Annotated in this window: 12 protein-coding genes; 7 read left to right on the top strand and 5 right to left on the bottom strand. The window is 42.8% G+C overall.

From position 1 onward, the window contains the following. Window positions 1–403 precede the first annotated feature (403 nt). The 3 genes from Q9R24_RS09455 to def all read right to left on the bottom strand — a co-directional run bounded on the left by Q9R24_RS09455 (window position 404) and on the right by def (window position 3,531). Complete coding sequence (locus Q9R24_RS09455) at window positions 404–2,425, bottom strand: TonB-dependent copper receptor (protein WP_311204259.1); 2,022 nt, start codon at window positions 2,423–2,425, stop codon at window positions 404–406. 72 nt (window positions 2,426–2,497) lie between these two features. After that, window positions 2,498–2,908, bottom strand: coding sequence for a DUF2946 family protein (locus Q9R24_RS09450; RefSeq protein WP_311204258.1), 411 nt, complete (start codon window positions 2,906–2,908; stop codon window positions 2,498–2,500). Between the two features lie 92 nt (window positions 2,909–3,000). Next, window positions 3,001–3,531, bottom strand: coding sequence for a peptide deformylase (def, locus tag Q9R24_RS09445; protein ID WP_004644875.1), 531 nt, complete (start codon window positions 3,529–3,531; stop codon window positions 3,001–3,003). A 120-nt stretch (window positions 3,532–3,651) separates the two neighbouring features. Between def and Q9R24_RS09440 the strand changes: the two genes are divergently transcribed. The 3 genes from Q9R24_RS09440 to Q9R24_RS09430 are packed head-to-tail and all read left to right on the top strand — an operon-like array spanning window position 3,652 to window position 6,612. Next, window positions 3,652–4,806: a LysM peptidoglycan-binding domain-containing protein gene (locus Q9R24_RS09440; protein WP_311204257.1), complete on the top strand. Its 1,155-nt coding sequence runs from the start codon at window positions 3,652–3,654 to the stop codon at window positions 4,804–4,806. A 55-nt stretch (window positions 4,807–4,861) separates the two neighbouring features. Continuing rightward, window positions 4,862–6,001 (top strand): DNA-processing protein DprA, encoded by a 1,140-nt coding sequence (gene dprA, locus Q9R24_RS09435; RefSeq protein WP_311204256.1) that lies wholly within the window; start codon window positions 4,862–4,864, stop codon window positions 5,999–6,001. Window positions 6,002–6,042: 41 nt separating this feature from the next. Then, window positions 6,043–6,612: an L-threonylcarbamoyladenylate synthase gene (locus Q9R24_RS09430; RefSeq protein ID WP_005105144.1), complete on the top strand. Its 570-nt coding sequence runs from the start codon at window positions 6,043–6,045 to the stop codon at window positions 6,610–6,612. Between the two features lie 444 nt (window positions 6,613–7,056). Here the strand turns inward: Q9R24_RS09430 and Q9R24_RS09425 are convergent, their stop codons facing one another. Beyond that, window positions 7,057–7,953 (bottom strand): DMT family transporter, encoded by an 897-nt coding sequence (locus Q9R24_RS09425; protein WP_114542445.1) that lies wholly within the window; start codon window positions 7,951–7,953, stop codon window positions 7,057–7,059. A 190-nt stretch (window positions 7,954–8,143) separates the two neighbouring features. On the opposite strand from Q9R24_RS09425, the gene Q9R24_RS09420 reads away from it, so the two are divergent. From Q9R24_RS09420 to Q9R24_RS09410, 3 genes are all read left to right on the top strand, one after another. Next, window positions 8,144–8,689 carry a glutathione peroxidase gene (locus Q9R24_RS09420; RefSeq protein ID WP_180180995.1) on the top strand — a complete coding sequence of 182 codons (546 nt, stop codon included), beginning with the start codon at window positions 8,144–8,146 and terminating at the stop codon, window positions 8,687–8,689. 323 nt (window positions 8,690–9,012) lie between these two features. Beyond that, the gene (locus Q9R24_RS09415) at window positions 9,013–9,612 is read left to right on the top strand and encodes a hypothetical protein (RefSeq protein WP_311204255.1); all 600 of its coding nucleotides are present in this window, start codon (window positions 9,013–9,015) and stop codon (window positions 9,610–9,612) included. 141 nt (window positions 9,613–9,753) lie between these two features. Then, window positions 9,754–10,758, top strand: coding sequence for a pirin family protein (locus Q9R24_RS09410; RefSeq protein ID WP_311204254.1), 1,005 nt, complete (start codon window positions 9,754–9,756; stop codon window positions 10,756–10,758). Between the two features lie 28 nt (window positions 10,759–10,786). Here the strand turns inward: Q9R24_RS09410 and Q9R24_RS09405 are convergent, their stop codons facing one another. Continuing rightward, complete coding sequence (locus tag Q9R24_RS09405) at window positions 10,787–12,163, bottom strand: NAD-dependent succinate-semialdehyde dehydrogenase (RefSeq protein ID WP_311204253.1); 1,377 nt, start codon at window positions 12,161–12,163, stop codon at window positions 10,787–10,789. 323 nt (window positions 12,164–12,486) lie between these two features. On the opposite strand from Q9R24_RS09405, the gene Q9R24_RS09400 reads away from it, so the two are divergent. Continuing rightward, window positions 12,487–13,194 carry a hypothetical protein gene (locus Q9R24_RS09400; protein ID WP_195725442.1) on the top strand — a complete coding sequence of 236 codons (708 nt, stop codon included), beginning with the start codon at window positions 12,487–12,489 and terminating at the stop codon, window positions 13,192–13,194. Window positions 13,195–13,230 lie beyond the last annotated feature (36 nt).

The following is a 13,230-nucleotide window of genomic DNA, read 5'->3' as shown; positions in this document are numbered from 1 at the left end:
CATTTCAGGAGGCTTGCAACACTTCTTGCAAAGATTTTTTATCGTGTGTTTATTTTTCAAACCAATAAAAATATAAGTAATTGTTATATATAGTTAATTTATTTTCATTGTTTTTGAATTTTATTGAGCACATTCAATAAAACCCCTCCACAAACACAATAAGATATTGTTTTATTTCAATTTAAATTATAATAGTCTTTGTCACATGACTTATATCGTTCAATTCACATTCTATTCTTGTTTGATTCTTCATCAACCTGGCGTTTATATACACAAAACTTGTTTTATCCGGTCTTCATCCAAGATACATAGGCCCTATTTAAATATGGAAATATTGATTGCAACGCTAAAAATTAAAAAGCCATCGCTATTGAGCAATGGCTTTTGGAGTACTGAGGAACAATTAGAATTTCATACTGACACGTGCCCAGTAATTACGTCCCATATTATTAAACTGCTCGGTTGTTGGTAAACCTGTCCCGGAAGCCCCCATTTTATTTAAGTGCTCGGTATAAGTCCGGTTTAGGACATTATCGACTCCGACTGATATATCCACGCTATCCATGACATGGTAGCTACCATTTAAAGACAAAGTGCCAAAGCCTGCGCTCTGCTTATTGTCATAACCAACGATATTACCTTCTCGTTCACTAATACGACTTTGACCATCTACTACACGCCACAATAATCCAAAATTATATTTGTCTTGAACATAGCGCAAGTTAACACGGGCTTCTAAAGGAGAGATTTGTGGCAATGGTGTATTGTCTGTGGTGTTTTCACCCCAAGCATACATGGCACTGATATCTGCCTGAATCGCGTCACTAAATTGATAACCAATTCCAGCTTCTGCGCCAGCGATGGTGGCATCGACATTTCTAGAATCTGCTGCGTTAATTCCATGACCTGTCTGCTTATCGGCATCATAATTAATTAAAATATAATCATTAATTAAGCCTGTATAAGCAGATATCCATGAATTCAGTGCACCATGATGATGTTGATAGCCGAGATCTAACTGCAAGGTTTTTTCAGTTTTTAGATCTTTAAACGTAGATAATGCTTCACCGTTCAAATCTGTTTTAAATAATTCCCAATAATCTGGCACACGCTCTACATAACCTAAACCAATATATGTCTTACCATCATCATGCTCTGGATGTGTATTTTCAAAACGAATGAAAGCACTCGGCAAAGTCTCTTTACGATCAATACCACGCTTAACTGAATCAATATTGACTTGATCAATACGCAAGCCTGAAACGACTTTATTATCATCTCCTAGATCGTAGCTCAATTCACCAAAACCACCAATGGATTGAAACTCCATATCTGTTGTTACAGGAGAGTTCATCATGGGTTTAGTCGAATGGTACATACCGCCCGCATGTTTATTTAATTGAGAGTCTACACCACTGACTAACTGTAGCTTATCCCACTCATGAGTCATTGATAGTCGTGAATTTAAAGTTCGACGTGTAACGGTCATGGCTTTATTAGGTTCATCAACTTGACGTAAGCTAAAATTATCCATGACATGGTCATTAAAGTTGTAGTTCACTTGTGCTTCTATCTTTTGGATCACATCCGTGACGTTGTGCTTTTCCACACGTAAACCTAGACTTTCGCGTGCGAACTTGGAACCGTCCATTACACGGCCAGCATAAACAGCTTCACCATCTGCCTTACCACCCGTCAGCTCTACCCAGGTATCTGTATCTGGAGTCCAGCCCAATGCCAGATCCGCATTCCAGCGCTCCCAATCTGAAGGTACAGTGGTTCCATCTCCATCTTGATAACTATTCGATACTGAACGATTGGTATTGAGGCGAATATATTTCTGTTCATCGCCTGCTGCGACTTCCACATTATGATCAAGACGTCCGAAAGATCCCATCAAGACACTGGCCTGACCGCGATAGTTTTGATCTTGATCAAACTGCTCCGGTGTACGTTCGAAAATCACTGTGGCCGCAGAGCCAGTATTGGCATACTGAACCGTTTGCGGTCCTTTAATCACCGAAATACGGTCATAGCTTTCCGGAGAAATATAAGAGGTCGGCGAATCCATACGACTTGGACAGGCGCCCAGGTTTTCGGTTCCATCAGTCAGGATTTTAATTCGTGAACCAAACATGCCGCGGAACGTCACATCCCCATTGGTGCCGGCACCGCTATTGACCGAACTAAAGCCAACAATACTTTGCAAATAATCCGCACCATCACTGGCAGGAATCGGTTGAATCGGCTGTTTTGGATCAGCGCGGACAATCAGCCCATTGGCATCATTACCTGCTGCTGACGTCACCACAATCGGGGCAAACGTTTGCACCGGCATGGCATCATTGGCCATCGCCACCGAAGAATAACAAGCAACACAAATCGCAGCCGCAAGTGGCTGTAAAGAAAATTTAGGCTGAGCCATTTCTCTATCTCACTAAATACATAAATTAGGCACGGCTTGAGTCAATACCAACCCAAGCTGAAAAATGCAGATTTATGCAGGCAGTGGTGGCGCTCGCCCCTGAGGAATTAAGAAGAGTTGCTGAAGGACAAACCAGACATGCTTAAAGGTTTTTTGATAGGCAATTAAACGGACATGAATCCGGTCAAGTACCTGTTTGATGTCCAGATCAGGCGGTAAGACTAAATTGGCATGAACCTTACAGTACTGACACTGATGATTGGCATCATGATGATCATGTTGAAGATGACCGGATTGGACAAGGTGGCTATGCTCGCCAGCGCTATGCTGCGCATGGGCATCTGTGGCGATAAAAAGCGCACGCGTGATGGTTTCACAGACCGGAGCAACCTGATATTGCTTCGGTAACAAAGGCTGTAAAAATACAGCAATCTGTAGAAACACAGCTGCAAATGTAAATAGCAGCCCCGCGCGTAAAAACACAGGCTATTCCTAAAATATGCTTATGCTGATTATACCAAAGCCCAATCAGAATTGGGCTTTGCTAGACCATTTAAATAAACTTTAAAATGATCCTAGCGTTTCACTGCCACTTTGTCTTTATTACGCTGGCGGACCAGTTTTTCCACTTTTTCACGTGCACGTTGACGTTTTAATGGCGATAAATAATCGACAAATAATTTGCCATTTAAGTGATCCATTTCATGTTGGATACACACAGCGAGAAGTCCGTCAGCATCGAGCTCAAATGCTTGACCTTCCAGATTAATTGCCTCGATTTTTACGCGTGACGGACGATCAACTTTATCGTATATTTGAGGAACTGATAGACAGCCTTCTTCGTAGGGCTGCGTTTCTTCAGTCAATGGTGTGATTTTGGGGTTAATAAACACCATCGGTTGATCTTTATTTTCAGACAGATCCATAACAATCAGCTGAATATGACGATCCACCTGAGTCGCGGCAAGTCCGATACCTGGTGCTTCATACATGGTTTCAAACATATCCGCAGCGAGCTGACGAATTTCATCAGTCACTTCTTCGACAGGTTGTGCAATGGTACGAAGACGGGGATCCGGGAAACTTAAAATAGGTAATAAGGCCATACTGCGTCCTCAATTATGCCATTGATCAAAAAACCAAATGAAGGGAATGCTTCATCAAAAAAATGTGTGTAAGATCGTTATTATAACGCAACTACGCACATAATTTTAGGAATTATGATAATGAAAAAGGTTTTGAAGGGCATGCCATTTTTTAGTGCCTTGGGGTTTAAAAATCAGATGCTGGCACTTGCCGTCTGTGTTGGCGTCAGTATGGGGACCATTCATTCTGCCGAGGCAGCACCTGCACGCAACGTCAATCCACCGGCATTAAAAGCCAATGCACCGAACGTTTATGTGGTGAAAAAAGGCGATACGCTTTGGGATATCTCGAAACGCTTCCTGAAAAATCCGGTACGTTGGCCGGAAATCTGGGCCAGTAATAAGCACGTGAAAAATCCACACTGGATTTTCCCGGGTGACCGCCTGCTGATGTGTGATTACCAAGGCCGTCCGATTATTGGTAAAGACGAAGGTGATGGTTGTGAAGGTATTATCAGCCGCTATCTAGGCATTACTTCTCTGCAACCCCAGATTCGTGCTGAATCTTTAAATAATACCATTCCAGTGATTCCGCTTGAGCATATCAAGCAGTGGCTAGAACGCTATACCCTTCTGGCGCCTGATTCAGTTCAAGGTACGCCATATATCCTCGGAACTGCAGATCAGCGCGTACTGGCAGGCAAAGGCCAGAAAGTTTATGCACGTGGTCACGGTCTGGAAGTTGGCCAACGCTATGCGGTGTATCGTGAAGCTGAACCGTATGTATTTACGGATGCAAACGGCAAGAAATATACGGCTGCACTCGAGCTGCAACAGGTGGCATCTGGTATTGCGGTACGTGGCGAAGGTGATGTCACCACGCTTGAACTAACAGATAGTTACAATGCTGAAGTCCGTCGTGGTGATCGCGTCTTGCCTGAATACGATCCAATGTTACCGACCCTGTTCTATCCGACCAATGCAGAAAATATTGCTGCCGGTGGCCAGATTGTGCGTGTATTGGGATCAATTGGTACTGCAGCACGTCATAGTGTGGTCACCATTGACCGTGGTACGGCACATGGGGTTCAGACGGGTCATGTCTTTAGTGTGAATCAAAAAGGTGAAGTGGTCACTGATCCTAAAACTAAAGAACGTGTGCAATTGCCAGGTGAGCGTATTGGCCAGATCATGGTATTTAAAACCTTCGATCAGTTGAGCTATGCCTATGTGCTGGAAAGTGAATTACCAATCAAGGTTGGTGCAGGAATTCAAGCACCTCTTTTAGATGAATAAATATTTGTCTAAATAAAAAACTCAATAATAAGAAGACAACCCTATAGGTCTCAATATGCTGAACCCGTTATCGCGCGCGCAACTGGAAACAATTATGTTATGGTATCTGGTTCAGCATTCCCTTTCGAGTTTCTATAAAATCAGTCAACATTATGCCGAACTGGCCCATGCCCTTCAGCCGGATCAAGCCCCTGTCTGGCAGGCACTCGGTATTCATGCCAATCATGTACAGCGCTTAAAAGAATTTTCTCTTCCCGAAGCCCAGCAGAAATTTCAGCGTTGTCTGCAGCAGATCCAGCAGGATAGTGACTTTGTTTTATTGCATGGCGATCCGCATTATCCGCAGCAGTTGCATCCTTATACAGATAAACCCCCAATCATTTTTGGTCAGGGTAGACCCGATACCCTACTTCAGGCACAGATTGCCATTGTGGGCAGCCGCAAACCCAGTCCACACGGCCGGCAAGTAGCTTATGATTTTGCTTTTTACCTGAGTGAACAGGGTTTTTATATCAATAGCGGTCTGGCACATGGTATTGATGAAGCAGCTCATCGGGCTGCCATACAACATCAGGGGACAATTGCAGTGATGGCGACCGGACTGGATCAAACCTATCCAGTACAGCATCAGTCACTGCGCCAGCAAATCATTGAGCATGGCGGTGCCGTCATCAGTGAGTTTCTGCCAGATACACTGCCTTTGCAGCACCATTTCCCACGGCGCAACCGAATTGTCAGTGGTTTAAGCCTAGGCATCATTGTGGCAGAGGCTGCATTAAAAAGTGGTTCTCTGATTACGGCTAAACTGGCAGCCGAGCAAGGCAAAACCGTGTTTGCCATTCCGGGACATATTTATAGTGAGCATTATCAGGGCTGCCATCAATTGATTCGTGAGGGCGCGATTCTGATTGACCATCCACAGCAGGTCATCGAAGAACTGGCACTGGCGACGCAATGGCAAGCTTTGGAAAACATCGCCAAAACGAAAGTTACTGAAGCGACATCACAGCAAATTCCGCCGCATCTGCTCAGTCTGTATAACCAGCTGGACTGGGTGGGACAGACTCTGGATCAGCTGGGAATGCAGGTGCAGCAAGAGGTATCTTCCCTGACCAGTCAACTGATGGAACTGGAGTTACTCGGGTTTTGCACCCAGCAAGCCGGCCTGTATCTACGTTGTCGGATTCTCAAATAAGGTTCACAATAGCGCTTTGTTGTTTAATATAAGGTATCCACATGATCACTACCTCTGTTGCCGAAGCAGCAGCATGGCTTAAAGACGGACAAGTCTTGGCATATCCCACAGAGGCTGTTTGGGGCTTGGGTTGCGACCCCTATAATGAACAGGCATTTCATCAGATTTTAGAATTGAAGCAACGCCCGATTGAGAAAGGTGTGATTCTGCTGGCAGCTCATCTTTCACAGGTGGAACATCTGTTGCAGGATCTGACTGAGGAAATGCGTGAACAGGTGATTGAATCCTGGAGTAATGATCGGCCAGCAGAACGAGCCACCACCTGGCTGCTTCCTGCCCATCAGGAGATTCCTGGCTGGATTAAGGGCAAGCATCCCAAAGTTGCAGTCCGTGTCACCAACCATCCGCTCTGTGTAGCCTTGTGTCAGGCCTTTGGCGGTTTTATTGTTTCGACCAGCGCCAATCCTGCCGGAATGGAACCTGCGCGCTCACTGCAGGATGCGATCCGCTATTTTGACCAGAATCTGAATTATCTGAATGGTGACTTAGGCTTAAGCCAGCAACCAAGCCGGATCATTGATGCAGTGACTGGCGTAGTTATTCGTGACTGAGTCCTGTCTGATTTGGTCGGGACACTCAAGCCCGACTAAAGTTTTAAGACAAAAAAAAGCTCAGCCATATAGGGATGGCTGAGCATAAAAAAGGATGTGCATAAATCACATCCAGAGGGTTCAGAAAATCTCTGGGAGTCTGATAAAACAAGGATTTTCTTGCTTGATCATTCTCGATGGGCGCATTATGAAAGAAACTGAGTACAACGACAAGTACAATAAAACAATCAAATAATACATATTTTCTATTAATAGCAAACAATTTTTGACCAATATTCAAAATATCTTGCTCTTTCTATTCTCTTTTTAAAATAAAACGATATTTTTCTATTTGTTTTAACATTTGAAAATTAGCATTTAAAAGGGGATTTCAATTAAAAAAAATTGTTCAAAAGATCAATATTTAATCAGAAAAAATTCTTAATCAGCTCTTTTAATTCCTGATTAAGCGGATCTTCCGGGATATTGTGCCCAGAGGATTCCGAGTAAAATGATGCCACCGCCGATACTGTGATACATGGTCCAGGCTTCGCCCAGCCACAAATATGCGACTACTGCGGTAAAGACAGGCATCAGATTCATAAAAATACTGCTGCGATTGGGACCAAGTTGTTGCACAGCCATCATCCAGAACAAGGGTGCGGCAATAGAAGGAAAAATTCCGGCATAGATAATGCTGGCTGCATTAGCATGATTGATGCTATCCAGACCTAAAATCAATACCAAAGGAATATGATAGAGAAAGGCCATAAAAATCTGGATATACAGGCTCACTAAGAGTGGAATCTGAATCTGCCATTTTTTCAGAAACACGCCATAACAGGCATAGAAAAATACTGCGATCAACATCAACAGATCGCCAATATAACTTTCACCGACAGTTAAAAACTGCAGGCCCTGCCCTTGTGCCATGACATACATCAAACCAATAAAGGACAAGAGACTTCCCAGCACTGCAGTCTGTGTCGGGCGAATCTTTAAAACAAAAATACCTACGATAATGGTAAAAATAGGAATAAAGGCATTAATCAGGCCCATATTGGTCGCAGTGGTGTAGTGTGCCGAGCTATAGGCTAGCCCCTGATACAGCACCATTCCCAGCGCACTCAAAACAGCAAAATGTCCGAGATGCGGACGGATCTGCGGCCATGCTGCTTTGACTTTAGGCAACATGAATGGAGTTAAAATCAGTAAGGCCAAGGCCCAGCGGTAGAAACTGATACTGATGGGAGAAATATAATCTGCCACATAACGGGTAACCGTCATATTCAGAGACCAAATCAAAACTGCGGCCAGTGGTAAGGCCATGGCCCACCAGACTGCCTTTTGTTGCTGTGTCATACTTTCATCCATGAGTCGCTGGTCTTGTTATTAAGCTATGCCTATTCGCGCATCCTAGCATAATAGATTTTTCACATAATATTGAGGCAATTTGCAGCTTTAAGTAACTGAGCTCACCTGTTTCTACTTGTGCTGAAAGCGAATACCCGTTAAAACAAATACCGTTCAGTCGCAATAAACAGGAAATCTAATGACTCGCTCTGTATATGACATTCCAGTCAAAACTATTGAAGGAACAGAAACCACTTTAAACCATTACCAGGGTAAGGTTTTGCTGGTGGTTAACGTCGCATCTAAATGTGGCTTGACGCCGCAATATGAAGGCTTACAAAAACTGTATCAGGACAAAAAAGCGGAAGGTTTGGAAATTCTTGGCTTCCCTGCCAATAACTTTTTGGAACAGGAACCGGGTAGCGAAGCCGAGATTCAGGAATTCTGTTCAGTGAATTATAAAGTCGACTTCCCGCTATTTGCTAAAATCTCTGTCGCAGGCGAAGACAAGCATCCTTTATATACCACCCTTACGCAAGCGATCCCGGAACGCATCGGTGAAGGCCCTTGGTGGAAAGATCTGGTCGATTATGGCCTAACGCCAAACCAGCCACCAGAAGTACTATGGAACTTTGAAAAATTCCTGATCAATAAAAATGGTGAAGTGGTGGCACGTTTTGCACCGGATATTACTGCGGATGATCCACGGATTGTCGATGCAGTGAACGCAGAACTTGCAAAATAATTCTCGATTATTCTCATAAGCTTCAAGCTTGAAATAAGTATCTATTTTCTTGATAGATACTTATTTTTTTAAAACCGCTATTTAGCTAAATTGAGATTAACCGGACATATCTTCAAAATGATTGCAGGCCGAACAAGCCAATTTGGTGAGAACAAAGTACTTCTTTACCAGTTTTTAATAATCTTTTTCCTGTTTTTAAATAAGGAAACATTCGGAACCCAGAAGAATTGTTATGAGTTTGCAACAATCTTTTTTATCTCCATAGTTTGTCCTTATATTAAATACTACTCAAATTCCATCACCTGTATCGAGACCCTGATTCCATGTCCAAGATTCTTGCCAATGCTGTCCTTCCTTTCGCATTATTTAGCTCTGGAATTTTACTGATGGGCTGTGAACAGGCTGTCGAAGCACCGGCTGAACAGGCAGATACCACGACCTCAGATCTGGAACCAGCCTCTCAGCAACAGAGTTCAGCAGCACAAACCGAACTTAAATCGGGCAATATGTTTTATATGGTTCGTGATGTCGCCGACTTGCAGCTCAAGGCCGGCAGTTATGTGGAACAGTTAAAACAGACCCAGACCGAACTGCAAACGGCGGTCGAAGCTAAAGATACCCAGCAACTGGAGTCCACTGCGACCCAGCTACAACAGCAACTTAGCAGTTTTAATCAGGTGTTAGGCAACCTGAACTTGAAAAGTCAGGAAATTGACCAGATTCGTGACAACATTATGACCGCCAATCAGCAAGTTCTGGCTTCTCCTCTTTTAAATGGTCAGGTGGATTTCAGCCAAGTGAACTTGAAAAAGATTGAATCCCAGATGGTTAATGTGCAATCCGAAATGGTCAAACTGGCCGGCTTGCTGATCCAGAATCCAGATCAGGAATCAGAGAGCAATACTGATCAGGACAATACTTAAAATACCTAAAAATCTCATTTTGAGGCGATTGATCGAAACCCACCTTCCTCAATCGTCTTGCAGGCTATACACTGTTATGGATTATAAAAATTATATTTAGATCAAGAATTTTCATCTAATCAGATCATCAGGAGTTCAATCATGTCGAATTCAGTGCTGTATTCTGTGGTTCCAGTCACATCCCGGCTTGATCTGAAAGATCCTTTTATTTTTACCGTTCATCATCAAGATCATTATCCGCAAGGCAATGTCGAATTAGGCACAGTTTCCCCGCCACAGCAGCATGAATATGACATGTATTATGGCGAGAGTATTCCCGGCTTTCCGGAGCATCCGCATACTGGCTTTGAAACCATTACCATTGTCGAGCGCGGTTATGTCGATCATTTTGACTCGCTTGGAAATTCGGGCCGTTATGCCGCGGGTGATGTGCAATGGCTGACCACTGGCAATGGAGTACAGCACTGCGAGATGTTCCCATTGGTTCATCAAGATCAGGACAATCCGCTGGAGCTGTTTCAAATCTGGCTCAATTCCTCACCGGAACAGAAAAAACAGCCTGCCGATTATAAAATGTTGTGGCGTGAACAGATTCCACATGTATTTTCAGCCGATGCGGCCGGACGTAAAGCAGATATTCGGGTCATTTCAGGACAGTTTAAACAGACTCAGGCACTGGATCGTCCGCCACATTCATGGGCAGCTATTCCAGAGAATCAACTCAATATTTATTTAATCACTTTAAAACCGGAAGCAGAATTAATCATTCCTGCCAGCACAGCTACTGCAACGCGTTTTTGTTATTTTTATCAAGGCAAAAGCTTAGAACTGGAAGGACAGAAGATAGCGCCAAAGCATCTACTGGAACTCAAACCGGATGCAGATATTCAGCTCAAAGGCGGTTTACTGGAATCGCATATTTTATGGCTGGAGGGTGAACCGATTGGCGCACCGGTTGCCATGCATGGGCCTTTTGTTTTGAATAGTGCGCAAGAGCTGGAGACTGCTTTTCGCCGTTATCGCGAAACCCAATTTGGTGGCTGGCCTTGGCCAAGTGCTGAACCATCATTTCCACCAGAACACCCGCGTTTTGCCAGTTATGACGGTGGTCAACGCGAAGAATATCCAGAACAAAGAAGCCACTGAATAGTGGCTTCTTTGTCGAGTCAATATTTTATTTCTTCGGGCTTTTGACCACGACCAGTTTCTTCTGCACAAACTCTCTGAAACCATCAATCGACAGTTCATGACCATAACCGGAGTTTTTGATTCCACCAAATGGTAACTCCGGTGTAGTATCGGTAAACCAGTTAATCCAGATCATGCCAGTTTCTACCCGTGACGCCAGTTTTTTAGCGCGCTCAATATCCTGAGCATGAATCACGCCGCCCAGACCATAATTGGAATCATTGGCAATTTCGACAATTTTATCATCATCCTTCGCGACATAGATTTGCGCCACCGGACCAAAGAATTCTTCATACCAAGCATCATTCTCACGCGTGATATTTTCCAGAATGGTCGGTGCATAGAAATTGCCTTGATGTTCTACGGCTTTAGCACCAGTAACTACAGTTGCACCTTGTGCTACGGCCTTTTCGACCTGCTTGCTGAGTTTTTCCAGTGCGTCTTTTGAAGACAGCGGTCCTAAAGTGGTTTCAGGATCGAGCGGATCACCCAGTTTTAACTGTTCAAAAGCTTTCAGCATGCCTGCCTTGAATTGTTCGGCAATTTTTTCATGCAAGATAAATCGCTTCGCTGCTGTACATACCTGCCCGGCATTATTGACACGCGCCTGACAGCCTAACTTGATCGCGCGTTCCAGATCTGCATCATCGAGTACGATAAATACATCATTACCGCCCAGTTCCAGTGTGGATTTTTTAAGATGTTTGCCCGCCTGTTCAGCGACTGCACTGCCCGCACCTTCTGAACCTGTGAGTGCCACACCACGCACACGCTTGTCTGCAATTACTTCCGCGACCTGATCACTGCTGATAAACAGATTGGTCCAGACACCTTTGGGTGCGCCTGCATCCAAGACCAGTTTTTCAAAGGCTTCCGCACATTGCGGTACAATGCCAGCATGTTTTGCCAGAACCGGATTACCAATCGCACAGTTCGGCGCAAAGACGCGCATCAGTTGATAAAATGGGAAATTCCACGGTTCCACCGCCATGATAATACCCAGTGGATGATGCTCAACCCAGGCCTCACCCAGTTCCGTTTCATAGGACACGGGCGCTAAAAATTCTTTGGCATGATCAGCATAGTATTCGGCAATTTTGGCGCAGGTTTCGATTTCACCTTCACCCTGCTTGATCAGTTTACCCATATCCAGCGTCATGAGCTTCGCCAGTTCAGACTTTCGTTCTCGCATATTGCTGGCCAATTTGCGCAGTACTTCAATACGAGTATCGACCTGTTGTGACCAGTCTGACTTTAGGATTTGTTCTGCTGTATCGAGTGCATTTTGAATATCTTGATCGCTATGGGATGGATAGTCTTTCAATTTTTGATTGGTAAATGGATTAATAGATTGATAAGCCATGATTTTCCCTTTTTCAATTATAAGTTTCGCCCGTTCAAAACCCAATCGCATCAAGTTATAACAAGCGAGTATCTGTTCGAATTATTTAACTTATCACTGATTTTTTTATGGCGTCTGTCTGCTTACAGATTGGTTCAAAACATTACTGAGAGCAGGTAAAAGTTATATTGAGTGGTACAAATTAAAAAAGTAATTCTATTTATAAGAGATTAAATACAATAAAAACTAGGGAATAAATTAGAAAACACTCAATAAATTGTTTTATTGAAATACTGCGTTTCATAGGTAAGATATTATATAACTAAATAACCAAATTATTAAAAATGAATAAACCTCAAATTATTTTCGATTTTCTTTGTAGAATTGAACTAATTGTAAAACAAAAGAAAGAGAGTCCTTTTGAATGCATGGCTAGAGGGTTAGAAATATCTGATTATAATGATCTAAATCTTTTAAGAATAAAATTAGCACAAAATGTATATGATGTTGCCGAATTCATAGAAGCTGATCATGGTATGGATTTACTGGATAAAACATGGATCAAAGATCTAATTTCTTTATTAATGGCTGATTTAAGCAATGCTCACGATTTTTATAATATAGCCAATAAACTTTTTCCATCGACCAAGAATTTTATAGGTTCACAGATTCGTCTTTGGAAATTGGTTAATGGTCAAAATGAAAAATTGGCTAGTGAATCTATATTAAAAATTAAAGAAAATACCAATCTTTTACTTCAAGATTTGGTTCAAAACTCATTGATAGATGATCATGTTAAAGCATTTTTAATAAAAAAATTAAGAAAAATTCTCGAAGCTTTGGATTACTACCAAATATATGGTAATGAAGGACTTATCGAAGTACTCGAAGAATCAATAGGTCATGCTTTTACAAATAAAAAATATGAAGATTTTCTAAAATCTGAAAATAGCAAAGCGTGGAAAGAATATTTAGTAATCGTTAGTACGACCTTGGCTGCATCTGATAGCTTTATATCTATTACAAATAATATCAGAAATTTTCTCCCATAAAAAAACCACCCTTTCGGGTGGTTTTTTCAATCTCAA

It is taken from the genome of Acinetobacter sp. RRD8 (assembly GCF_031844225.1).
Taxonomy (GTDB): Bacteria; Pseudomonadota; Gammaproteobacteria; order Pseudomonadales; family Moraxellaceae; genus Acinetobacter.
The sequence above is the reverse complement of the archived record's forward strand: the minus strand, read 5'-3'. Positions and strand labels throughout refer to the sequence as shown.